Genomic DNA, 24218 nt, shown 5'->3' on the forward strand with positions numbered 1-24218 from the left:
GTCCCTCAGGGGTCAGTCAGGCAGGTTGCGGTTCGCGCGGCGCGGGCTGCGTGCCGCTTGCCGGGAGCGGCGGCGCGCCGTCGGCGCCGTGCACGGTCTGGAAGCGGCCGTCGCCGTTCAGCACCACCTCCGTCACGCCGACCTGATCCTCTTCGCCGGCATGCCGGAACGTGGTGGTGATGCGCAGCGTGACGCTCGCGCGCTCGGGGGTGCCGGAACCGCGGCCGATATCCGCGCGAACGAACGCGCTCCAGCCGTCGAGCATCTGTCCCTGGTCCGCGGCGATCGTCACGTCGCCGACCGCGCCGCCCTGCCACGCCCAGTCGATCGACACCGGCGCCGACGTGCGGCCGCTCGGCCCGTCGATGTACGGCCAGTCGTCGAGGGTGATGCGCTGGCCGGACATGCGCGGCTGGCCGGCACCGCCCGCCAGCGCATTGGCGGGCTGGACCAGCCCGGCCAGCTGCGCGAGATCGTAGCTGCGCCCGTCGCGGCGCTCGGTGCGCCGGGTCAGGCTCACGCCGAAGCCGAATTCGCCGCCCGCGGCCGGCGGCTCGACACCGAGCGCGTAGCCCGCGCCCGCCGCGCTGCCGCGATTGATCAGGTGACCGAACGTGCCGCCCGAATGCATGAGCTGGATCACGCCGATGCCGGCCGCCGCCTCGTATTCCGAGACGAAATCCTCGTAGGTCATGATGTAGCGGCTGCCGGTCGCGTGGGTCGGCGGAATGGTCCGCGCGCCGGGATGGCCCGGCGTGCCGACCACCCGGTCCAGCGGATCGGTGATCCGCACGAAATACGCGTCGCCGCTGCGATACATGCCCGTCACCACCACCGCATGGAAGAAGTTGACCGGCGCGCGCACGACTTCGGCGACCCAGATCGGCCCGTTCGCTTCCAGCAGCCGCCGAAAGCCTTCGGGCGCGAAGCACGCATTGGGTTCGACCGTGAGCGTCGACACGGCGGCGAACCCCGCCACCTCGGCCGGCGCCAGGCCATCGCGCATCTGGCGCTCGAGGCTGATGCAGCGCGCCAGCAGCGTCGGATCGACGCTCTGGTTGTCGCGCCAGCCGAGCACCATCGACGCGGCCGTCGCCCAGCACCCCATGTCGGTGGGCTGCGGGGTCATCTGCGCCTCGTCCCAGTTCACCGTCCAGTCGTCGGCGCCCAGCGCGCGCGCCGCGCCCGCGGCGACCGACAGCGCCTGGCTCACGCCGAAGAAGCCGCGGCTCGGGATCGGCGCCTTCAGATGGCCGACATACGCGAGCGTTCCCGGGGCCATCGTGCCGGTCGACAGGCTGGCCAGATCGCCCGGCGGCACCCAGTGCGGCGGCACGCTGACGATCGGCTTGCCGGCGTCCTGGAACGACTGGGCGACCAGTTGCGAGCAGAAGAAGTTGTCGGTGTCCGCGCCCTCGCCGAGCTCGATGCGGCCGACGAACCGGCGGCAGCGCTCCGCCGCGTCGCCCGACAGCAGGTCGCACGCGTGGCGATCGATCAGGTAGCTGCCGCAGCGGACCAGCCCGACATAGTTGAAGCCGCGATCGAGATAGCGCGCGGCGGCATCGGCGACCTGCCGCTGCTGCGTATCGGTCAGGCCCGGCACCCGAAACGCGACCGCGAGGCGTGCGTCGGCCAGCGCATCCGCGAGCGGGCGCAACTGGACCCCGCCGGGAATCGCCTCGATCACCTGCCCGCCTTGACCGACATAGAGCATCGCGTGGCTGACCTCGGCGCCCGAGCCGGCGCGAATGACGCCGGAACCGGGATTGCCGGTGGTGCTGAGAATGATGTCGCCGATCTCCAGCGCGTCGGTGCCGATCGACAGGCCGCCGACGCCGGGATCGAGCGGAATGTCGTCGCCGAGGCCGCGGGCGGCGAGCCCCAGCGCCTGGCCGGCCGCTTGCGGCTGGCAGGTGCGGCTGGTGACCAGCCGCATGTAGTAGTCCCAGTCCCAGTTGCCGTCGGGACACGCGGTATGGCCGGTCGAGGTGTCGGCCTCGCGGTGGCCCATGATCGTCGTGCGATTGATCGGCAGCTGATACTTGTCGCACAGCGACGCGACCAGCGCCGCCGAGGTTTCGTACTCGAGCTGGGTCGGCGCCAGCGCATCGAAATGCTGGACGGTGCCGTTGCGACGCGGGTAATCGGCGCCGCCGCGCTTTACCGCGATGTGTTCGATGCCGATGCTGCGCTGGTTCGAGCCCTTGCAGTGCCACGCCGTGTCGGCCTCGGAGACGAACTGGACGACTTCGCCCCCTTGCCCGACCAGGTAATGCGAACTCACCTTGGACGACGCATTGGTGAAGGTATTCACCACCTGCTGGACGGTGGGTACGTCCGCGATGTGGATGATGATGCGGTCGATCGTCTTGCTGCCGCGCCCCTCGTCGAAATTCGGGCTGGCCGCGGTGCGCGTGACGAGACTGTTCTCGCGCGCCCCAAGCGCCAGCGCACTGGCCGTCGCGGGCGGCTCGGCGGCCGTATCGTCGTCGCTGTACGGCGGCGTATCGATGCCGTAGGCCTCCGGATCGGCGCTCAGGCCGCGCGACCACGCGAGCGACGACGACGTGGCGATCGTGCCCGCCGCGGCGCGCGAAACGCCGACGAAGACGCTCACCGGGCTGCCGACGCTGACGCCGGCCGACAGCGTGACGCCGACGAATTCGTTGCGGGCATTGAACAGTGCCGAGATCCCGCCGGCCGGGCTTTCGCCGACCATCACGCCGACCGTCGTGCCGGTGCCCGAGAAATCGTCGATATGGCCGCGCAGCAGGCTGATCTGGCCGGTGAGGCTCGCCGACACGATGTAGCCGAAGTCGAGTTCGCCCGACACGAAGACGCCGATGTCGTCGCCATTGGCGTCGAAGATGAGGCCGACCGCCCCCGCCCCCCCGGATTCCAGCCCGGCGCCCGCGCCCGCGCCGATCGAAACCGACAGGCCGTTGCGCAGCGCGACCGGCAGCAGCAGCATCAGCGACGCGGTGGCCGGATTCGCGCTCAGTATCGCGCGCAGCGCGGCCCGTTCGACGGTCGACAGCTTGCGCGGTCGCGGCCAGGTAAAGCCGCGGCGCTCGCCCGCAATGCGGAACTCGGCATCGTCGCTCATGCCCTGCGACACGGGTGCCGGTGCGACGGCGGGCGCCGGGCGCGCGGCCGGCGCCGGAGCCAGTGCGGCGGGTGTCGCCGCGACCGGCGTGGCGGCATTGAGCGGCGGAAGCGGACCGAACCCGTCGTCGTAATGGACGTCATGGCGCGGCGCGGCGGGCTCGACGGCCGGCTGCGGCGGGACGGAGACGCCGCCCGGTGCGGCAGGCGCCGGCACGGCGGTCGTGCCCGGCCGCGTGCTGTCGCCCGCCCAGTTCAACTGCGGACTCCTGACGGCGGCGGTGCCGCGCGTCGGGAACATGCGGACCCTGCGCAACCCCCGGTCGCTGAGCCCCGACAGCGACACGTACGGACTGTCGGCATTCGGCAGCACGTCGACCGTCCACGCATCGGCATCGGGCGACGCGGCGGTGGCGAGACCGAACCACAGCCGGCTCGCGCCCGCGAAGCGCGCCAGCACCGCGGGCGGCACCATGAACACCGCTTCGCCGCGCGGGATCGCCAGCAGGCCATCCTCGCGGCTGGTATAGAACGTCGACGACGTGCGCCCTTCCTTGCGCATGAACAGCGCGGGATCGGTGGCGATCACCAGTTCCGCGACGCACGGCGCGTGGCCGACGCGAATCGTGAAGCCCAGCATCGGGAAACGGTCGGTCAGGACCATGCGGTTGGGATGGAGTTGCGCTGCCATGTCGTGTCCTCAGCTCTGGTTTTGATCGGGCTCGTCGTGACGGCCGCCGAGCATCGGCTTGCTGCGCGCATCGATCGCGCGCCGCTCGAATTCCTGCGGGGGAAGCATCTCCAGATCCGGTTCCGGATCGCCGATGTCGGGGATTTCGTGGTGCGTCGCCTCGAACTGGGTAATCGCACGCGCCAGCAGCTGCGCCAGCAGCTTGGCGTGAACCGGGCTGATCGCGACGCGGCTCATCAACTGGACGTTGCCGGACTGCGGCTCGACCTGCCCGGCATCGATCAGGAACTCGAACGCGTTGTGCCCGACCTCGAAATAGTTCGCATAACTGGCGAGCAGCGGCCGTGGCTGGCCGGCCGGCTGGGCCGGGTCCGGCAAGGCGTCCGGGAGTGGCTCGATGACGTGCACGACGGCCTCCTTGCGTGGCGACGGGCGGTCTGTCCGTTCTGCTTCGCAAGGAGCGGGCCAACGCGTGTGCGCCGACGCAAGCGCATGATTTGCCGTGGAATTTCCCGGCCGGGGCGGGATTCGCGAACGCTGCCCGGCTGTACCATGTGACAGCCGGGGCTGTTACACCGATGCAGTGTTGCCGGCGTCCAGGTTGTACTTGGCCAGCTTGCGGTACAGCGTCATGCGCGACCAGTTCATCTGGCGCGCCGCTTCCATCTTGTTCCAGTTGGTCTCGCGCAGTACCGAGACCAGCCGCTCGCGCTCCTGTTCGCCGGCGGAAAAGTCCTGCAGGAACAGGCGGCGAAACGCCGGCGGCAGGTCGCCCAGCCCGAACGGACGCCCTTCCGGCGCATCGATGAACAACGCCTCAACCAGGTTGCGCAGCTCGCGCACGTTGCCCGGCCACCGGTAGTGCCGCATGCATTCGAGCAACGCGGGATCGGGCCGCCCCACCCGCATCGCCCGCCGCTGGTTCTGTTCGGCGACGAAGTGATCGACGATCGACGCGATGTCCTCCGGCCGTTCCCGCAGCGGCGGTATCTCGATGCGCGCGACGTTCAGGCGATAGAACAGGTCGGCACGGAAACGGCGTTCCGCGACCAGGTCCTCCAGTCTTTCGTTGCTGGCGGCCACGATCCGGACATCGACCGGACGCCGGCGCAGCGAGCCGACCGGCATCACCGTGCGGTCTTCGAGCAGGCGCAGCAGCTTGGCCTGGACGGCCGGCGGCATCTCGCTGACTTCGTCGAGGAACAGCGTGCCGCCGTCGGCCTCGACGAAGCGGCCGGGAAACGCGTGCTGGGCGCTCGTGAAGGCGCCGCGCTCGTGGCCGAACATCTCGGATTCGAACAGGCTGTCGGGCACCGCGGCGCAGTTCACCGCGATGAACGGCTTGTCGGTCCGGGTGCTGAGGCGATGGACGGCGGTGGCGACACGCTCCTTGCCGGTGCCGGTTTCGCCGGTCACGAGCACCGTCGTATCGGTCTGCGCGACCTTCGTCAGATAGCGGCGCAGGTCGGTCATCGCCGGGCTCGAGCCGTGCAGCCCGAGTGACGTCGCGTAGATGCCTCCGGTCGTGCTCATGCGCGCGCCGTTCGGCTAGCAAACCGTTGACGGATGATGCGCAGCCCCGATTTTCATCGCCACGTCCCCCGGTGGATGTTGACGCACAAGGCAACCATCCTTATGGCGATTGTCGGCACGCGTTTAATTAGTACTGTGATGCGTGTTGAATGGATGAGCCGCGTGTCACGACGCCGGCCGATAATCAGTGTAGTGTCAATATCGACGTTCGTACAACCTGCCGACCACCGACGCTTGCGCACGACCTGCCGGCTCGCCCGTGCGCGGGTGAGCCGATCGACCGGGGCATGTGCAGACGCAATATCGAATGTGTCATTTCACACATGTTCATTAACCCGTCCGTCATCAGGCACGGCGATCGGGCCCGCGAGGCCCGACTGCGAGAGCGACATCGTCGTCGGCAGCGAATCGATATCCGCGATGATGTTGAGCGGCACCTCCTCGCGCGCGAACGTGGGTTCGAGCAGCAGGCGCAACCCGTTCTGCACGCCCGGCGCGACGCGCGGCAAGCCTGTGAGCGACGCGAGCGCGCAGGTCCGCGCACGCGACGGCACCGCGCCGCCCGGCTCGCCGAGCAGATGCAGCACCTCGTCGAACAGCGGCACCGCGGCTCCCGGATTCCACGATGCTGACGAAGTAACGGAGCTGGCGGATGTCGATGGCGGCCCGGTCGACACGAAAGTCATGGAGTACCCCTACGACCGGCACATTCAAACGGTATTTCCGCTGCGCGTGCGCTTCACCTAAAGTCACTTCAAGACAAGTCAAGACAGCCGGCCCGCCCGGCGATGGAGGTGACAGTGAACGCTCCCCGGTCGCATGCCAGCGACGATGTCCAACAGGTCGCGATCGACCTGATCAGCGCCGAACGTGCGGTCGCCTTCGCGGCCACGCTCGACCATCCGATCGTTCCCGCCGCCGGCGATGCGTTGCCGCCCGCCTGGCACTGGCTGTATTTCTGGTCGATCGCGCAGCAGTCCGAGCTCGGCCCGGACGGCCATCCGCGCAAGGGCGGCTTCCTGCCGGACCTCGGGCTGCCGCGGCGCATGTGGGCCGGTGGCCGGCTGACGTTCGAACGTCCGCTGAAGATCGGCGCGATCGCGACGCGCACGTCGCGCGTGCTGTCGATCGAACGCAAGGAAGGCCGCAGCGGCACGCTCGGCTTCGTCACCGTCGAGCACGTGATCGAATCCGCGGGCGAGGTCGCGATCCGCGAGGAACACGACATCGTCTATCGCGGCGCGGCCGCGCCCGGCGCCGCCGCACCCCCGCCGAAGGCCGCGCCCGACCATGCGCAATGGCAGCGCGACATCACGCCCGACGAAGTCATGCTGTTCCGCTATTCCGCGCTGACCTTCAACGGCCATCGCATTCACTACGACCGCACTTACGTGCGCGACGTCGAAGGCTATCCGGACCTCGTCGTGCACGGCCCGCTGATCTCGACGCTGCTGCTCGATCTTGTCACGCGCTCGATGCCCGGCGCGACGGTTAGCGAGTACGCCTATCGCGCGGTGCGGCCGACCTTCCTCGGCAACACGTTCAGCGTATGCGGCCGCCTCGCCGACGACGGCAAGACCATCGATCTCTGGGCGAAAGACCACGACGGCTGGCTGACCATGTCCGCTCGCGCCACCCTCGCCTGACCCAATCCGACGCTTTCCCTGATACAAGACATGAATCCTACCGACGCGTACCAAGACATTCGCGAAGCCGTTCGCGACCTGTGCGGCGAGTTTTCCAATGAATATTTCCGCAAGATCGACGAGGAACGCGGCTATCCCGAAGCGTTCGTCGATGCACTGACGAAAGCCGGCTGGCTTGCCGCGCTGATTCCGCAGGAATACGGCGGCTCTGGTCTTGGCCTGACCGAGGCGTCGGTGATCATGGAAGAAATCAACCGTAGCGGCGGCAATTCCGGCGCATGTCACGGCCAGATGTACAACATGGGCACGCTGCTGCGCCACGGTTCGACCGAGCAGAAGCAGCGCTATCTGCCGAAGATCGCAAGCGGCGAACTGCGCCTGCAGTCAATGGGCGTCACTGAACCGACGACCGGCACCGACACGACGAAGATCAAAACCACGGCCGTACGCAAGGGCGACCGCTACGTGATCAACGGCCAGAAGGTGTGGATCTCGCGCGTGCAGCACTCCGACCTGATGATCCTGCTCGCGCGCACCACGCCGCTGTCGGACGTGAAGAAGAAGTCGGAAGGGATGTCGATCTTCATCGTCGATCTGCATCACGCGATCGGCAACGGGATGACCGTGCGCCCGATTCCGAACATGGTGAACCACGAGACGAACGAGCTGTTCTTCGACAACCTCGAGATTCCCGCGGAGAACCTGATCGGCGAGGAAGGCCAGGGTTTCAAGTACATCCTCGACGGGCTGAATGCCGAGCGCACACTGATCGCGGCCGAATGCATCGGCGACGGCTACTGGTTCGTCGACAAGGTGTCGCAGTACGTGAAGGACCGCGTCGTGTTCGGCCGCCCGATCGGGCAGAACCAGGGCGTGCAGTTCCCGATCGCCCGATCGTTCATCAACGTCGAGGCCGCGAGCCTGATGCGCTTCGAGGCCGCGCGCCGGTTCGACGCGCACGAGCCGTGCGGCGCGCAGGCGAACATGGCGAAGCTGCTTGCGGCCGATGCGTCGTGGGAAGCCGCGAACGCGTGCCTGCAGTTCCATGGCGGCTTCGGTTTCGCGTGCGAATACGACGTCGAGCGCAAGTTCCGCGACACGCGCCTGTATCAGGTTGCACCGATCTCGACGAACCTGATCCTGTCGTATGTGGCCGAGCACATCCTCGGCCTGCCGCGTTCGTTCTGATCGAGGGTATCCAGCATGCGCCCACTGGAAGGCATCAAGGTCGTCACGTTCGAGCATGCGATCCGTTTCGCGGCAAGAAGGCGTACGACCTGCTGATCCAGAGTGAATCCGGATTCCTCAGCATGACCGGCTCCGACGGCGAGCCGGCCAAGGCCGGCTGCTCGATCGCCGATATCGCGGCGGGCATGTATGCGTATACGACCATCCTTGCCACGCTGATCGAGCGCGGACGCACCGGACGCGCGGACATTCGACGTTCGGCGTCCGGCGTTCGGCGTTCGGCGTTCTCGGTCGAGCATCGACGACGAGCGGGAGTGCGACGGCTTCGACAAAAAATCCTTCGCGGATTGCCGTCGATATCCCGGTTCGACCCTCTTCAAACACACTCGCGCATCGAACGATCGCATCGGGGCGTGATCGCACGCAAGCGTGCACGCGCGCACGTACTCCATGGCCGATGCTGACATAGAATAGGAGGTACTCCGGACTGAAAAAAGGGGGCCAACATGAGGCGCCTCTATTTCCTCGTACCCGACACGCAGATGGCGAAAGCGATCGTGGATGACTTGCTGCGCGCGCGCATCATCTGGCGCCATATCCACGTCCTCGCCGATCACAGTGTCACGCTTGATGAGTTACCCGAAGCGTCTCTACTGCAAAGCAGCGATGTCGTGCACGCACTCGAGCGCGGCGTCGCACTCGGCGGTGCGACGGGCGCGCTCATCGGCCTCGTCGCGCTTGTATTCCCCCCTGCCGAGCTCGTGATCGCGGGCGGCGCCGTCGTCGCCCTGACGTTGGCGGGAGCGGGCTTCGGCGCGTGGACGGCCGGGATGATCGGCATCGCCGAGCCCAACGCGCGACTCCAGCGATTCCGTGAAGCGATCAAGGAAGGCCAGATTCTGATCATGGCCGACGTGCCGGCATTGCGAGAGCAGGAAATCGAGCAGATGGTCGCCCAGCATTTTCCGAAGGCGGATCTGGAAGGCGGCGAGCCCACGACACCGGTTTTCCCCTGACATTCGAAAACAGGCATGCACGGCACCTGAGGCCGTCTCCGCATCGAGCGTGTCGGTTGCAGGCCAGTGCGAAATCGGCATCCGTCCACGCAGAAGAATTGTCGGGGTACTGACGGCACCCCTAAACGCCGGCGCAAGGGCTGCTCCGTGACGGCCCCTGCCCTGTTGGTGTTGCACCCTATCAGACGCCCACGACTGCGCAGCGCCGCAGTCTCCGTTCCATGTCGCGCCGACACCCGCCGACATGCCGATCCGGAGCGTCGAGCAGAACGCCGTGTTGCCATGCAGGGCGCAGGGTTTTTGCACCTTGCGTTGGCACTCATATCTGCCATTCTGAATCGAACACGGGACGTATTTTCGACGCGCATGGCGCGTGCTGAACCCCAGTGCCGAAGCTGAACCGTCAGCAAGGAGGTCGTATGGAACTGCACATTCAATCACACCATTGGGAACGGCGCACACCGGACTGGCTCGCCGCTGCCGTAGCCGGTCTTGCCGGTGGCGCGCTGGTGATCGTGCTCGAATTCTTCTGGTCGACCATGGTGCTCGATGAAAGCCCGTGGCAACCGACCCACAAGATCGCGGCGATGGTGATGGGCCACGGTGCGCTTGAACAGATGTCGGTCTTCAGCTTCGGCATCGTGGGAACGGCACTGCTATTGCACTACGTGCTCGGCGCCATCATGGGCATGATGCTCGCCGCGATCATGGCCCCGTTCCGCTTCGATTCGAGCGTCGGCATGGAGTCTGTCGTCGGGCTGGCTTTCGGGATCGTCGCGTACGTGTGGAACTTCTACGTGATGACCGCCGTGTTCCCATGGTTCATCTCGGAACGGGGTTCCGGACCCTTGTTGGCCAACCTGCTGTTCGGCGTGGTCACCGCCGTCGTCTACGGCATGCTCGAACGGCGCAAGCAGAAAGCGATGCAGTGACATGCGGTTGCTTCCCGCCGCGCGAAACGACCGCCTCGACAACCCATGCCGAAGGCGACCGTTTTGCTTGTCATCGCGGCAGGGGGTGCCGACATTCGTGCGATGCGTGCAGGGGGCGTGCTTCCCCCTTGCGCTGCCTTGCACGATGCAGAGGAGCGAACTACCTTTTCCTTTAAAGCCGCCGACGACACTTGGTGAATCGGTCTTGGCAGACTGCCGATAAAGAGTGATACGAAATGCGGCATGGCGGCACGACGATGCCCGGAGCGCCGGTTGGCGGCCCCGGCGAGTGACGCGCGGCGAGGCGGCCCATGGTGCTTGCGATTGCCCTGATCCTGATCATCGTGTTGGCGGTGGGGTTTCACTTTGCCAGTCCCTGGTGGATCACGCCGATCGCGTCGAACTGGGTGCGCATGGACGACATGCTGACGATCACGCTCGTCATCACCGGCGCATTCTTCATCGCAATCAACCTGTTCATCGCGATCGCGCTGATACGCTTCCGCCACCGCGGCGGGCATCGCGCGGCCTACGAGCCACACAACAGACGGCTGGAATGGTGGCTGATCGGCCTGACCGCCGTCGGCGTGGCAGCGTTGCTGGCACCCGGTCTCTTCGTCTACGCGGATTACATCCGGCCGCCGCACAACGTGCTGCAGATGGAGGTGCTCGGCCGGCAATGGCAATGGCGCTTCCGCTTCGCCGGCCCCGGCGGCAAGCTGGGCACGACGGACGTGCGCTACATCGGCAACGACAACCCCTTCGGCCTTAACCCCGCCGACCCCAACGGCCGCGACAACTACCTGATCGAGACGCCCGAGGTGCACCTGCCGCTGAACCGGCCGATCCAGGTCCTGACACGGTCGCTCGACGTGCTGCACGACTTCTATGTCCCGCCGTTCCGTGCGCGCATGAACATGGTGCCCGGCATGGTGACCACCTTCTGGTTCACGCCGACCAAGGCGGGGCGTTACGACATCCTGTGCGCACAACTTTGCGGTGTCGGGCACGCCGGCATGCGCGGCGTGGTGGTGGTGGAAGACGAGGCATCGTTCTCGCGCTGGCTGGCGCAGCAGACCACCTTCGCGCAGCGGCAGCAGGCCAGCGTGCAGGCCGCGGCAGCCGCGCCGGGCGGCAGCGCCCAGGCGCTTGCCGACCAGGGCAAGGCGCTCGCGGCGGCCAAGGGCTGCTTCGCGTGTCATACCGTCGACGGCAGCCCGCGCGTGGGCCCCACCTGGAAGGGCCTGTACGGCAAGACCGAAACGATGGCCGACGGCAGCACCGCGAAGGTGGACGAAGCCTATCTGCGCGCCTTCATCCGCAACCCGGCGGCCCGCGTCGTGAAGGGCTACTCACCCATCATGCCGCATTTCGACCTGAGCGAGCAGGAGCTGACCGCGCTGGTGACCTACATCGAATCCCAAGGCGGACCGGCTGCCAGCAGCGCGGCCAACCGCCAGCCCTAGCGGAGCAGACGCAATGCCCTACGCGCACCTCGACCACGCCCCGAAAAGCTTCTGGACCCGCTATGTCTGGAGCCAGGATCACAAGGTCATCGCCGTGCAGTATTCGCTGACGGCCATCGTCATCGGCCTGGTCGGCCTCGTCCTGTCGGACCTGATGCGGTTGCAGCTCGGCTTTCCCGGCAAGTTCAGCTTCATCGACGCCAACCACTACTACCAGTTCGTCACCATGCACGGGATGATCATGGTGATCTACCTGCTGACCGCGCTGTTCCTGGGCGGTTTCGGCAACTACCTGATCCCGCTGATGCTGGGCGCGCGCGACATGGTGTTCCCGTTTCTCAACATGTTGAGCTACTGGGTCTATCTGCTGGCCGTGCTGGTGCTGGTGGCGAGTTTCTTCGTGCCCGGCGGACCAACCGGCGCGGGCTGGACGCTGTATCCGCCCCAGGCGATCCTGCCCGGCACGCCGGGCGTGGAATGGGGCATCGTGCTGATGCTCGTGTCACTGGCGATCTTCATCGTCGCGGCAACCATGGGCGGTCTGAACTACGTCACCACCACGCTGCAGGCGCGCACGCGCGGCATGACGCTCATGCGCATGCCGCTCACGGTGTGGGGCATCTTCATCGCGACCATCATGGCACTGCTGGCGTTTCCGGCGCTGTTCGTGTCGGCGGTGATGATGCTGCTCGACCGGACACTCGGCACCAGTTTCTTCATACCGGCCGTGGTGTCGATGGGGCAGCCGCTCAAGCATGTCGGCGGCAGCCCGCTGCTGTTCCAGCACCTGTTCTGGTTCTTCGGGCATCCGGAGGTCTACATCGTCGCGCTGCCGGCCTTCGGCATCGCGTCGGACCTCATCAGCACCCACGCGCGCAAGAGCATCTTCGGCTACAGGATGATGGTGTGGGCCATCGTCATCATCGGCGCACTGAGCTTCGTGGTCTGGGCACACCACATGTTCATCGCCGGCATGGATCCGTACTTCGGCTTCTTCTTCGCCACCACCACGCTCATCATCGCCATCCCGACCGCCCTCAAGGTCTACAACTGGGTGCTGACGCTGTGGCGCGGCGATATCCACCTGACCGTGCCGATGCTGTTTGCCATCGGCTTCGTCAGCACCTTCGTCCTGGGCGGACTGACCGGGCTCTATCTCGGCAACGTGAGCGTGGACATTCCGCTGTCGAACACGTACTTCGTGGTGGCGCACTTCCATATGGTGATGGCCGTGTCGCCGATCCTGGTGGTGTTTGGCGGCCTCTACCACTGGTATCCGAAGGTGACGGGCCGCATGCTCGACGACAGGCTCGGGCGCGCGCACTTCTGGGCCACCTTCCTCGGCACGTATGCGATCTACTTCCCGATGCACTATCTCGGCATCCTCGGCATGCCGCGGCGGTATTACGCGTATGAGGGCTACAGCTTCATTCCGCACTCGGCGCAGACACTCAACACGTTCATCACCGTCGTCGCACTGATCGTGGCGGTGGCGCAGTTGTTGTTCCTGTACAACCTGGCGTGGAGCCTCGTGCGCGGCAAGCGTGCCGACGGCAACCCCTGGCGGGCCACCACGCTGGAATGGCAGACGCCGCAAACGCCGCCGGTGCACGGCAACTGGGGCGCCGCGCAGCCCGTCGTCTACCGTTGGGCGTACGAATACAGTCCGCCGGGGCAGGTGGAAGACTTCGTTCCGCAGAATCAGCCGCCTGCGACGGCGACTACGCCTGAACCAGCCCACCCGACGCTTCAACCCGGCGAGGCACGCAAATGACCACCCTGCCGCGCTCCTTCGTTCCCGATACGCCGCCGGTCTTGCCGAATGCGAGCCGCGTCGGCCTGATCGTCTTCATGGCGGTGGCAACGGCATTGTTTTCGTTGCTGCTGCTCGCTTACGGCATGCGCATGCGCGAGCCCGACTGGCAGCCGATTCCGCATCCGGCGCTGCTGTGGTGGAATACGGGCGCGCTGGCGCTGGCAAGCCTGGCCATGCAGCGTGCCCGGCAGCTGACGGTGCACCGCGTGGCGTGGCTGGTGTCCGGCGGTGTGCTGGCCGCCGTGTTCGTGATCGGGCAACTGATCGCCTGGCGCATGCTGTCGGCGACCGGGCAGACCATCACCGTCAATCCTTCCAACAGCTTCCTCTACCTGCTCACCGGCCTGCACGGATTGCACGTGCTGGGCGGGCTGGCGGCCTGGGCCGTGACGATCGCGCAGCGCCGGCGTGCGGATCCGTTCCGGGCCCAGCGTGCCATCGCGCTGTGCGCCCTCTACTGGCATTTCCTGCTGGCGGTCTGGCTCGTGCTGCTGGCGGCGATGTGGTGGCTCACCCCCGCGATCGTCGCCGCCATCTGCGGGCCGCTGTATGGAGCCACGCCATGACCTCGCCCACGCTCCCGCCCGAATCCGCTGCCCCCCCGTCCGCCGACGCCGGGCCTGACGGCTGGCGCGGCATCGTCACGGACTGGTCCGCCGACCGCGAAGCCTTCAAGGTGCCGTGGGGCAAGGCGATGATGTGGATCTTCCTGCTGTCGGACACCTTCGTGTTCAGCAGCTTCCTGATCGGCTACATGACGGTGCGCATGTCGACCACGGCGCCGTGGCCCGACACCGCCAAGGTGTTCGGGCTCACCGTGGGCGGCGTGGAGGTGCCGTTGCTGCTGATCGCCATCATGACGTTCACCCTGATCAGCAGCAGCGGCACCATGGCGATGGCCGTCAACTTCGGCTACCGGCGCAACACGAAGCCCGCCGCCGCGCTGTTGCTGGCGACCGCGCTGCTGGGCGCGACCTTCGTGTCGCTGCAGGCCTTCGAATGGAGCAACCTGATCTTCCGTGAAGGCATACGCCCGTGGGGCAACCCGATCGGTGCGGCACAGTTCGGCGCATGCTTCTTCCTGATCACCGGGTTCCACGGCTTTCACGTGACCTGCGGCGTGATCTACCTGCTGCTGGTCGCACGCAAGATCCTGCAGCCGGGGTTCGCCGAGCACGGCAACTTCCAGATCGTCGAGATCGCCGGCCTGTACTGGCACTTCGTCGACCTGGTGTGGGTGTTCATCTTCGCGCTGTTCTATTTGTGGTGAGGCAGGCCATGGACCATACCGATCCCGCCGATCGACCCGACGCCGCGCACGGCCAGCAGCATCCCATCGGCATCTACCTGAAGATCTGGGGCCTGCTGTTCGTCCTGAGCACGTTGTCGTACCTGGTGGACTACTTCAACGTGCAGGGGCTGCTGCGCTGGGTGCTGATCGTCGTGCTCATGATCGCCAAGGCCGGGCTGATCGTGTCGATCTTCATGCACATGATGTGGGAGCGGCTGGCGCTGGTGTACGCGATCCTGATACCGCCGCTGTGCCTGCTGGTGCTCATGGTGCTGATGGCGGCCGAAGCGCATCATACGTTCGGGATGCGGGAACTCTTCTTTCATTGATCGCTTCGACTCGTCGTTCTTCGGGTGACAAACGCTTTGGATCACGTACGATCGAGCGCGCGTGGCATGAAAACAGCCCGACCGCGAGCCGGCAATCTCATCCAGAATCGGGCGGATGATTGCGAGCGTTTCGTCGCGAGGCGCGAGGATGCCGGCAGTGATTCGGTTACCGATGTCGCGCAGTCCCGTATAAGCGGCTTCGTTACTTGTCGTGGATCGACCGCCGAGAGCGGAGCTGCGTAGGCGCCTGGCATCGTGAGCGATACCCGCGATGACACGATGCGAGGGCAACCAACCGGCTTCCGAGACGCCTGTTTCATCTCTATCGGTGGCTGGTTGCATCTCGCGCGTCAAGGCTTCACTTCATGCCGCCGACGATCCTCTCCATTTCCGCTTCGCCGAAAGCACGCATGCTGACGGTTCGAACATTGCCCAACTGCGCCAGCATCAGTCCCAGCCGCGTCGCGGTTTCGTCGTCGGGCGCATCGAGTGTCGCGACGATGTCGTAAGGCCCAAGTGTCCATTTGAGCGAGCCGACGGTGATGCCCATCGCCCGCGCCCCTTCCTGAAACGCCTTCGCTCGCTGGACCGTGTCTTTCACGGCCTGCACACCCTGGTCAGTCCAGTTCATCAATACGATGTATGTCGCCATATTGCCTCCGATGGTTAAGGAGCCCATCCCCGTTCCCCCGTCGATGCACGGGCCGAACGCCACCGACCGGCCACAAGCGTTTGCGGTCGGTGCAGTCTTCGTTTACCCCGGGATTTGTCGGACGTGTGCGTCGTTGAAGCACGCATGCCCTTGATGATTCGGACAACGTAAACAGTATAGAAAGCGAATCAGCCGCCGGCGGGTCAATGATTGCGTGTTGTGCGATACCGGCGTCGCCGCGGATCGCATGTCATGTCGGGACATGTATCGCGGTGAAGAGAATGAACACGCCAGAACGGTGGAGCCGGGTCACGCGGTGCGCCGCATGACGCGCGGCGAGGTTCATCTCGCGCTTGACTGGGCCGCGATCGTGCCGACCACTTCATGAAATGGCTATACTTTTTATTTCCTTTATGCCTTGTGCACTGCATGAGTGCCTTGTATCCAGGCTTCATGTGCCGAAGGGGGATTGAGATGCAGATCTTGAACGCGGTTGACCGGATCGAACTCCAAGTCCTCGTCGACAATGTCACCGATAGCCTTTCCACTGCCCCGTCAAACGTGACGCTCGAATGGCCTGCGTTGATGCGCGCTGGAATGCGGGAATTGGCAGGGTCGTGTCAATGTTGCGCCAACCATGGCCTGGCGCACGTCATCACGGCTTATCGAGGCGGTACGCAACACACGATGCTGTTTGATGGCGGACCCGTGGAGTTCGCGATCGAATACAACGGCACCCGCCTCGGCATCGATTTCGGTGCCATTGAAGCTGTCGTCCTGTCGCACGGCCACTGGGATCATGCGGGCGGCCTGCCGATGGCATTCGATCTCATCCAGAAGGGCAATGGCGGTCGGCCGGTTGCTTGCTACCTGCACCCCGGCATGTTCCGAAAGCGCGCACTACCGCTGCCGGGCGGCGAACTGTTGCCCATCCACGACATCCCGTCGGCAGACGAACTGTCCGCGCGCGGCGCCGCCGTGATTACTACGGTGGAACCCCAGACGTTCCTGGACGACATGTTCTTCGTGAGTGGCGAGATCCCGCGCGTCACGCCCTACGAGAAGGGCTTTCCCGGACATATGCGACGGAGTGACGACGGAAAGTCCTGGGAACCCGATCCGCTGATCATGGACGAGCGATTCGTCGCCGCACATGTGAAGGACAAAGGGATCGTCGTCTTTACGGCGTGCTCGCATGCGGGTGTGGTCAATGTCCTGAAGCACGCGCAGACGTGCTTTCCCTCGGTGCCCCTCTACGCCGTCGCGGGCGGCTTTCACCTCGCCGGCGTGAACGAGAAGATCATCGCCGAATCGGTGCGTGAGTTGGGCGAGTTCGGTCTTAAGCTGATCGCGCCCGGCCACTGCACGGGCTGGCGCGCTGTCAACGCGCTTGTCGGGGCGTTTGGGGAAAACGTGGTCGTCCCGACAGCGGTGGGAAAAATCTTCGCAATCTAGCGAGCTGGCATGGGGGCCAGGCAGTCTTGAGTGACACGCGTCGACCCCCTGCTTCGAAATGTTCCGAACGGCCACAAAGATCGCCGGGCGGAAAGTTACAGTGTCATCCCGGATTGTCGTGTGTCGGCCCGGGAGCAGACGCTCGCCAACTTTGACTGAGCGGCTCATACGGGTCGGGAGTGTGAATTCGCTGATGCAGGCGGCTGACGTTCGGCTGCTCGATGCGGCCGCTGTCAGCAATCGGCCACATTGCTGACGTCGAACCCAGCCCGTCCCAATGTCGGCAAAGGCCGAATTGTGCACGTAGCTCGTCCGTCCGGCTTCGGAGTATTGCAGCCGTTCCAACGGCAGGTTTTTCCGCTCGCTGAACGACAGGTTGTGGCCGAACTCGGCCGGCCATCAGCCAGCGACGCACGACCTGCGCTGATCGACCAGTTGAATCCACCACCCGTACCGGACGATGGTGGCGGCTTCGCCGTGATGACGATTCCTGGATGCATAACGGTCATTGGGGATGCATTCCATGGCCAACCGAGCGACGGCCTCGGTGTTTCGCAAAGCGGCCACATGGCACTTGTGCAAATGCCCCCCATGGTTAGTCGCGACGCGCACATGCACGACGAGTGCACGGAATACTTTTGAAGGGCGGCCCGATCCTCAAATCGAGGCGCTTTTCAACAGCCTGTCAGCGAGGTCGCGACAACCTTGGATTGGTCTACGCTCTCCAACGGCCCCTCTTTTCAAAGGAGGCAGCGTAAGTTCACTGGGTTGCCGGAGCCTTTAGCTCAGTCGCGATCTGCTCGAACAGTTTCGATGTCCAATCCGGTGGAAAGTTGAGTGGCGCGAGGATCGGCTTGCTCACGATCGCCACGTCCGTGTTCGACTCGTTCACCGGGTGTAGCCATATCGCGATGCGTTCGCCCCAGCTCCACAGGGAAATACCGTGGGAGACAACGATGCGCCCAGCCGCCGGGTCACTCTCCACCAGTTCGAGTTTCTGTGTCGTCGTGGCAGCAAGCGTGGCGGCGTACACCGAGTTGTAGGGTGCAGCGTAGACCCGATGCACGCCCTCTTCCTTCGACGCCTTGACTGATTCAGTAGACGCGCAGCCGCTCAGCGTCACCGCAATCATGATAGGGATAAGCCAGACTCGCATGACAATCTCCGTCATTAACCCACTTTCACCTTGCTTACCGGCGCGACTTGAGCGATTGATGAGCGCCGGGCGTTTCCCATCAAAGCCCATACAGAGGGTGACTAATCATTGGACGACTGGCCATGCCGATGAATCTGTACATGATCGCTCTCCTGCAATGTCCATGAAGCCGATGCGACTCGTCTGCGGCGGACCATCCTCCGTGCGTCGCGCATACCGTCTCGTTCATGCTAGGAGGCTGTTCTGCTCATCCTTTGAGATAGCTCAAGATTTGCGTTCCATTCGATTTGTCACGGGGCTTCGCCGCTGCTCACTTGCCCGACCATCCGGTGAGGTCTTACGTTAGGGCGCAGTCCGGGCGATGAAAACACGTCGGCGTCGCACCCACGATCGGTCAGATTGAATCTTGGTCAAAATGCCGGGTATGGCGCGCAATGCAGCTTTTCGAATGTCCAACCGATAGCAACGCGGACAGGCTGAAACTGGCCGGCAGTTGGTCAAAGCGGAGGCCCTAACCGGTCCGCTTGTCACCCGCTGTAGTCGGCTGTAGCCGACCCGAAGCCGCCGTTCGAGCCGCCGGCGCTTCAACGGCATTGATCGGAGAGATCCGGCCGTCCGGGCCGGTCCCTCACGCGCAACGGTTTCGCCTTTGCGGAACGTTCGTCTTGTCGATTGACGGCAAGGCGATCGCTCAATGGCCCAGGCTTACTGGTTAAACCCTGCGTGGCGCAGCGCTTCCTCAGCGGCCTCGTGGTCTTGAGCCGATGTGCCGCCAGACACACCGATACCCCCGACCAGACGCCCTTCATGAAAGATCGGTACGCCACCGCCGACCGGCATCAGCCGCGGATGGTGCGCCAGCGGGGCAACGGCAGGTTCGGCCATGTACTGATTCCATTGCTGCGTGGCCATGCCGAACGACGCGGCGGTCCATGCCTTGTCGATGGCGACGTCAACAGTCAGGAACGGGGCGGCATCCGCGCGCTCGAAAGCGCGCAGGTGACCGCCTGCATCGGTAATCGCGATGGTCGCGGCGAAGCCTCGCGCGGCGCACGCGCGGCGCGCTTCGGCCATCAATGCTTGGGCGGCTTCCAGGCTGATCGTGGTCGTGTTGATGATGGGCGATGTCATGTTGATCCTCGTTGTCAGAAGGGTTCAGTGATGGGCGACGACGACCTTGCCGATCATGTTGCCGGCCTCGACCAGCGCATGCGCTTCGATGAGACCTGCGGCGTCGATGCCGTCAATGCGTCGGGTCAGGGTGTGCTTGAGACGGCCCTGGTCGACCAGCTGCGCCGCGCGGCGCAGCAACGCGTGTTGCCGTGCGAGGGTGTCGGTGGTGAACATCGCGCGGGTGAACATCAGCTCCCAGTGAATCGAGATGGATTTCCCCTTGAACGGACCGATGTCCAGACCCACCGGGTCGTCGATGAGGGCGAACTGCCCTTCCGGGCGCAGCACGGCGGCGATTTGAGTCACATAGGCGGCGCTGTTGTTCAACCCGGCAACATGGGTGACGTGCTCGATACCGAGCGCGGCCAACTGGGCCGCCCAGGGTTGATGGTGATCAAGGACGTAATGCGCGCCATGAGCCAGCACCCACTCGCGGGTTTCCGGTCGCGAGGCCGTGCCGATGACGGTCATACCGGTCAGCTCGCGGGCCAGTTGGGTCAGAATCGAGCCGACACCGCCCGCCGCTCCGATCACGAGCAGCACGTTGTTGTCGGTCGGGTCCGCTGCCTGAACACGCAGACGGTCGAACAGCAGCTCCCACGCGGTGATCGTGGTCAGCGGCAACGAAGCGGCCTCCGCGAAATCCAGTGAGGTCGGCATGGGTCCGACGATGCGTTCGTCCACGGCGTGCAGCTCGCTGTTGCTGCCGGGTCGCTTGATGTCGCCCGCGTACCAGACACGGTCGCCTGCCTTGAAGCGCGTGGCCAGCGGACCGGTCGCGCGGACGATTCCCGCCGCGTCCCAGCCGGCGATGCGCGCACCGCCTTCCGGAATATCTCCGCCGCGCCGGATCTTGGTATCGACCGGGTTGACCGATACCGCCTTCACTTCCACCAGCAGATCGTGGTCGCGCAGTTCCGGCGTCGGCAGCTCGATATCCTGCAGCGCCTGCGGGTGGCTGATGGGATGGTTCCGATAGAAGCCGATGGCTTTCATACACGTGTTCTCCAAGGGTGATTGAGACCATGTTATCTTTCGTCGTTATACGGATAAATACCCACCGATCCCAAACACTTTCGTCACTTCAACGAAAATGATTCGACTCGATGACGTTCAGATCTTCGTGCACACCGTGGATTACGGCAGCTTCTCGGAGGCGGCGCGCCAGCTGAATATCGCGCCGGCGCACGCGAGTGCATCGGTGCAGCGGCTCGAGAAGGCGCTGGACACGCGCCTGTTCACGCGGTCCACGCGAAGCATGCAATTGTCGGAGGCTGGAGAGCGTTACCTGCCGCATGCGCGGGTCATGATGGGTGCGCTGGAGCAAGGCCAGCAGGCCCTGGCAAACAGCCGGGGGGCGCTGTCCGGCCCGCTGCGGCTGTCCGCTCCATCTGACTTTGGTCGAAACCTGCTGTTGCCGTGGCTGGATGATTTTCAGCACCGGCACCCCGCTTTGTCGCTGCACCTGAAAATGAGCGACCGTGCGGCCGACCTTATCCGCCAGCCGCTGGATGCGGTCGTGCGCTACGGCGCGCTGCCCGATTCGTCTCTTCTGGCCATGAAGTTGGTCGACAACAACCGGCGCGCATTGTGTGCCGCGCCGTCCTACCTCGAACGGCATGGTGCACCGGCGAAAGTCGACGACCTGCGGCGGCACAACTGCCTTCGGTACGTCTGGAGCGAGCAGATACATGAGCGCTGGCGCTTTACCCCGCCCGGCGGCGACCGCACCGTGGCGGTCACCGGTAATCGCATCAGCGACGATGCCGATGCGGTTCGTCGCTGGGCGATAGCCGGGGAAGGCCTTATCTATAAGTCGCGACTGGACCTCATCGACGACCTGAGGGCTGGGCGACTGATGGAGTTATTTCCGCCGGAGTATTGCGAGCCTGCACCGTTGCACTTGATCTGTGCGCACCGTGCGCAACTGACGCCGACGATCAACGAGTTGCACGCCTTTCTACGGGAGCGCTGCGCTGCATTGCTTTCCAGCCATCCGTCAGGTGGCGCTCAGGCTGTAATCGCGACTTGAATGGCTGCAGCCAGGCGCGTAACGGACTCCTGAATATGCGAATCCCATTGATCACGAATGGCACCTTCTTTCGAAAAACTTAACGATTCCTTTGAGCCGCCACCACACATCCTCCCTACTCAACAGCATCGAAGGGTTGTCGCTATTGAGCATTTGCACGGCGGCCAAGCTCGGAATTGCAGAATTCCGAGCGTGACGAAGCTTATTGAGCACCCATTGCCTGTTTATTTCCGTCACTTATCCCCTATTCGTCGACCATGTTTATGGACGTAGATCTCTCGTATCGTGAGTTATAAATTCGTTTCATTAATCATTGTTGCCACCGGCAGTGACGAAGTGCGATCCCCGAGGTCGAGCATATCCTTCGCAAGCTGGCTCACTTGTGGCATGGCCTTGTCTCCCGTTGCAGAAGTGACCTGTCGGCTGCAACCATGCAAGCGCGGCGAATGCGATTTTTATTGAATCGCATACATTCATGCAAAGCGCGTATCCGGTCTGCCGAACGAACAGTAAAAGCACCATGAAGACGAATGGCACGGCCAATTTTTTAAACCGCGACCTGAAGTCACGTTGCCATGACATCAAGTCGTCGTCAGCTCACGTCCTCTCATTGTTTACGATTCGACTGTCGGGCATACAGGTGATGCAAGCTGTCAGTCAGGAAATCAAGCTGTATATCTTCCCACCCGAAGTGACGGCCTTGAATTCCTTCGACCGTTACCTATGATTGATCCGACCAGGAGACGCATTTGCCACGCTGACCGCAGTAATTGGCGTTTCGCGCCTCGGGCATCCGCATTGACGACTCGTTGAATTCAACGCAGGAGTGAAGCCATGTCTCGAACGCGATTTCGGCCTGAGACCGACGGTTATGCATTCTCGAACACCTGGATGTGGGACGACACGGAAAAGGCGACGGTCACCCAAGTCGTCACCGATGCGCTTGCCGCAGTGGAAATCGTGCTCTCGCCCTTGATTCTCGCGGCGGGAGGCCCCGTGCTCGTCGCGGAAGCGGGCGTCCCGTTTATCGGGCCATGGCTCGTCTACGAGACAGTGAAAGCCGCAAACGACGCGATCGTGAACCAGATCGCCAATGCAATCGAGACCAGCAACGGCGGCGTCTATGGCCTGTGCGGCGGGATGGCGTTCTCGTCGTGCGACTATTTCCTCAAGGGATGGATCGTTCCGCGCGGCACCGGTCCGAACGATCAGCCGCAGCGCACGACGCCCGAAGGCACCGCGCTGCGCGACTACATCTGGTCGCGCCTGCTGAAGAGCGTTCAGGACAACGCAGCAACCTTCCTGCAGTGGATGGCGGTGTTCCACTTCGGCGGAGATGGAGGCCGTACTTGGCTGAAGGGCAACTCGCTCGCTCATCTGGCGACGCTCAAGGCCCGCATCGACGGCGGCACGCCCGTTCCGATCGGCTTGATCGGGACGACCTGGAGCCCGTTCGACAACCATCAGGTGCTCGTCTACGGTTACCAGGACAACCCGAACGGGACGACCACCCTGTTCATCTATGACAATCGCGTCCCGGACACGGAGTCGACGACGGTCCTCGATTTCAGCGGCCCCGATCTCGCCGCCACGGAAAGCGCGGCGGACGCGGCTCGTGGCCCGCTGCAGGGATTCTTCTGCACGACTTACGGTCCGCAGGTGCCACCCAAGGCGGTCGTCCTTGGTGCGGGGCTCACGCTCTCTCCCGCCGTGCAGGAAGTCGGCAGGCCGGTGGGCGTGCAGTTCACGGCGGCCAATGTCGGCTATCACGCGTCGCCGGCCTTCCAGCTCGTCGCGGCGGACAATGGCGGCAATCTCGCCGAAGAGGGTAGCGCGAACGCCATCGACCAGGGCTCGACGCGCACGCTCAACTCCCAATTGGTCTTCGACAGTGCGGGCAGTCACACGGTCCGCGTGTTCGCCGACCTGGGCGTTCACAGCGGCATCCACGTCGTCAAGCAACTCCCTGTGGAAGGCTCGACCCAAACACCGATCCAGACCGAGCTGGTTCTCGATCACCGCAATATTCGCTCGGTTACCGATACGCAATGCCAGGTCACCAATCAAGCGGGCACCCAGGCTTCGTTTACCGTCGACACGGCTGACATGGGAAGCGGCGTGACCTATCAGTGGACAGCCAGCGGTGGTGCGTCTCCGGTCGGCAATGCCACATCTTCGATCTTTACCGTGCAGCTTCCGGCGGCGGTCGGCGACTCGGTCACGATCGGCGTTCGCGTGACGCGCCCCGATGGCGTATTCACGACCGGACAGGACACCTTCACCACGATATCCGCGCAAGCGGCGGGACTCCAGGAGGTGCTCTGCGAGATCGAGCATATTCTGACCCAGGCGCCATTCAGCGGGATTCCCATCGGCCCCGATCCCGGTCCGGACGGCGGCGTCATTGCCCCCGATCCGGCGGTGATTGCGTCACTTGGCCCGACGGCCCTGGCTTCTCTGCGCACTGCCGCGGCCGGCGTGGTGACGGCAGTCGACGCCGCGATCAAGACGAACGCGACGGTCGTGATGAGGCCGGGCATTCAATCGACGGCTGTCGATGCGGCGGCAACGAAAGCGATCGCGAAGGTGGCCCCGATCGGCGCCACTGCCGTGACGAGCGTGCTCGGCCCGGCACGATAGTCTCGAACGCGAACAAGCGCGTCGGGAAACGGCTTTCGCAGACACCGGACATTCGCGGCCCCGGGCCTCCGGATGTCCGGTGTGCGACCTCTTT

General features: G+C 64.5%; 21 protein-coding genes and 2 pseudogenes. 15 read left to right on the plus strand and 8 right to left on the minus strand.

Annotated features, from left to right (window positions below; all coding sequences use genetic code 11):
• Positions 1 to 16: 16 nt before the first annotated feature.
• The 4 genes and pseudogenes from DIE23_RS14715 to DIE23_RS14730 all read right to left on the minus strand — a co-directional run.
• Positions 17 to 3799: an N-acetylmuramoyl-L-alanine amidase gene (locus DIE23_RS14715; protein WP_260436068.1), complete on the minus strand. Its 3783-nt coding sequence runs from the start codon at positions 3797 to 3799 to the stop codon at positions 17 to 19.
• 9 nt (positions 3800 to 3808) lie between these two features.
• The gene (locus DIE23_RS14720) at positions 3809 to 4207 is read right to left on the minus strand and encodes a DUF3467 domain-containing protein (protein ID WP_124612790.1); all 399 of its coding nucleotides are present in this window, start codon (positions 4205 to 4207) and stop codon (positions 3809 to 3811) included.
• Between the two features lie 162 nt (positions 4208 to 4369).
• The gene (locus DIE23_RS14725) at positions 4370 to 5332 is read right to left on the minus strand and encodes a sigma-54-dependent Fis family transcriptional regulator (RefSeq protein ID WP_124612791.1); all 963 of its coding nucleotides are present in this window, start codon (positions 5330 to 5332) and stop codon (positions 4370 to 4372) included.
• Between the two features lie 365 nt (positions 5333 to 5697).
• A pseudogene (locus DIE23_RS14730) lies at positions 5698 to 5940 on the minus strand (LysR family transcriptional regulator); the annotation flags it as partial.
• A 180-nt stretch (positions 5941 to 6120) separates the two neighbouring features.
• Between DIE23_RS14730 and DIE23_RS14735 the strand changes: the two are divergent.
• From DIE23_RS14735 to DIE23_RS14780, 10 genes and pseudogenes are all read left to right on the plus strand, one after another.
• Positions 6121 to 6978 carry a MaoC family dehydratase N-terminal domain-containing protein gene (locus DIE23_RS14735; RefSeq protein ID WP_185646451.1) on the plus strand — a complete coding sequence of 286 codons (858 nt, stop codon included), beginning with the start codon at positions 6121 to 6123 and terminating at the stop codon, positions 6976 to 6978.
• A gap of 30 nt (positions 6979 to 7008) precedes the next feature.
• Positions 7009 to 8166, plus strand: coding sequence for an acyl-CoA dehydrogenase family protein (locus DIE23_RS14740; RefSeq protein WP_124612793.1), 1158 nt, complete (start codon positions 7009 to 7011; stop codon positions 8164 to 8166).
• 62 nt (positions 8167 to 8228) lie between these two features.
• Positions 8229 to 8408, plus strand: a pseudogene (locus DIE23_RS14745) (CoA transferase); the annotation flags it as partial.
• 264 nt (positions 8409 to 8672) lie between these two features.
• Positions 8673 to 9182, plus strand: a complete 510-nt coding sequence (locus DIE23_RS14750) for a DUF1269 domain-containing protein (RefSeq protein ID WP_124612794.1) — start codon at positions 8673 to 8675, stop codon at positions 9180 to 9182.
• Between the two features lie 419 nt (positions 9183 to 9601).
• A complete protein-coding gene (locus DIE23_RS14755) occupies positions 9602 to 10114 on the plus strand; it encodes a hypothetical protein (protein WP_124612795.1) in 513 nt (170 codons plus the stop codon).
• A 311-nt stretch (positions 10115 to 10425) separates the two neighbouring features.
• On the plus strand, positions 10426 to 11580 hold the full coding sequence (locus tag DIE23_RS14760) for a c-type cytochrome (RefSeq protein ID WP_124612796.1): 1155 nt from the start codon (positions 10426 to 10428) through the stop codon (positions 11578 to 11580).
• Positions 11581 to 11593: 13 nt separating this feature from the next.
• Positions 11594 to 13354: a cytochrome c oxidase subunit I gene (ctaD, locus tag DIE23_RS14765; protein ID WP_124612797.1), complete on the plus strand. Its 1761-nt coding sequence runs from the start codon at positions 11594 to 11596 to the stop codon at positions 13352 to 13354.
• Positions 13351 to 13962, plus strand: coding sequence for a cytochrome c oxidase subunit 3 (locus tag DIE23_RS14770; RefSeq protein ID WP_124612798.1), 612 nt, complete (start codon positions 13351 to 13353; stop codon positions 13960 to 13962). Before ctaD ends, DIE23_RS14770 begins: the two co-directional genes overlap by 4 nt.
• Positions 13959 to 14666 (plus strand): heme-copper oxidase subunit III family protein, encoded by a 708-nt coding sequence (locus DIE23_RS14775; RefSeq protein ID WP_124612799.1) that lies wholly within the window; start codon positions 13959 to 13961, stop codon positions 14664 to 14666. Before DIE23_RS14770 ends, DIE23_RS14775 begins: the two co-directional genes overlap by 4 nt.
• Positions 14667 to 14674: 8 nt before the next feature.
• Positions 14675 to 15016, plus strand: a complete 342-nt coding sequence (locus DIE23_RS14780) for a cytochrome C oxidase subunit IV family protein (RefSeq protein ID WP_124612800.1) — start codon at positions 14675 to 14677, stop codon at positions 15014 to 15016.
• A 358-nt stretch (positions 15017 to 15374) separates the two neighbouring features.
• On the opposite strand, the gene DIE23_RS14785 is transcribed toward DIE23_RS14780, so the two are convergent.
• Positions 15375 to 15668: a GYD domain-containing protein gene (locus DIE23_RS14785; RefSeq protein WP_124612801.1), complete on the minus strand. Its 294-nt coding sequence runs from the start codon at positions 15666 to 15668 to the stop codon at positions 15375 to 15377.
• A 474-nt stretch (positions 15669 to 16142) separates the two neighbouring features.
• Here DIE23_RS14785 and DIE23_RS14790 point away from each other — a divergent pair, with 474 nt between their 5' ends.
• The gene (locus DIE23_RS14790; RefSeq protein WP_124612802.1) at positions 16143 to 17123 is read left to right on the plus strand and encodes an MBL fold metallo-hydrolase; all 981 of its coding nucleotides are present in this window, start codon (positions 16143 to 16145) and stop codon (positions 17121 to 17123) included.
• Between the two features lie 249 nt (positions 17124 to 17372).
• A complete protein-coding gene (locus tag DIE23_RS14795) occupies positions 17373 to 17765 on the plus strand; it encodes a hypothetical protein (RefSeq protein WP_124612803.1) in 393 nt (130 codons plus the stop codon).
• A 118-nt stretch (positions 17766 to 17883) separates the two neighbouring features.
• On the opposite strand, the gene DIE23_RS14800 is transcribed toward DIE23_RS14795, so the two are convergent.
• From DIE23_RS14800 to DIE23_RS14810, 3 genes are all read right to left on the minus strand, one after another.
• Entirely contained in the window at positions 17884 to 18279 is a 396-nt protein-coding gene (locus DIE23_RS14800; protein WP_124612804.1) for a hypothetical protein, read from the minus strand.
• Between the two features lie 705 nt (positions 18280 to 18984).
• Positions 18985 to 19410, minus strand: a complete 426-nt coding sequence (locus tag DIE23_RS14805; protein ID WP_124612805.1) for a heme-binding protein — start codon at positions 19408 to 19410, stop codon at positions 18985 to 18987.
• 24 nt (positions 19411 to 19434) lie between these two features.
• Entirely contained in the window at positions 19435 to 20448 is a 1014-nt protein-coding gene (locus DIE23_RS14810; RefSeq protein WP_124612806.1) for a zinc-binding alcohol dehydrogenase family protein, read from the minus strand.
• Between the two features lie 97 nt (positions 20449 to 20545).
• Here DIE23_RS14810 and DIE23_RS14815 point away from each other — a divergent pair, with 97 nt between their 5' ends.
• The 3 genes from DIE23_RS14815 to DIE23_RS14825 all read left to right on the plus strand — a co-directional run bounded on the left by DIE23_RS14815 (position 20546) and on the right by DIE23_RS14825 (position 24124).
• A complete protein-coding gene (locus tag DIE23_RS14815; RefSeq protein ID WP_124612807.1) occupies positions 20546 to 21484 on the plus strand; it encodes a LysR family transcriptional regulator in 939 nt (312 codons plus the stop codon).
• A gap of 520 nt (positions 21485 to 22004) precedes the next feature.
• Complete coding sequence (locus DIE23_RS14820) at positions 22005 to 22211, plus strand: hypothetical protein (RefSeq protein ID WP_124612808.1); 207 nt, start codon at positions 22005 to 22007, stop codon at positions 22209 to 22211.
• 107 nt (positions 22212 to 22318) lie between these two features.
• Positions 22319 to 24124, plus strand: a complete 1806-nt coding sequence (locus tag DIE23_RS14825) for a hypothetical protein (protein WP_124612809.1) — start codon at positions 22319 to 22321, stop codon at positions 24122 to 24124.
• The last annotated feature ends 94 nt before the right edge of the window (positions 24125 to 24218 follow it).

This window comes from Burkholderia sp. Bp9143, from assembly GCF_003853645.1.
GTDB lineage: Bacteria > Pseudomonadota > Gammaproteobacteria > Burkholderiales > Burkholderiaceae > Burkholderia.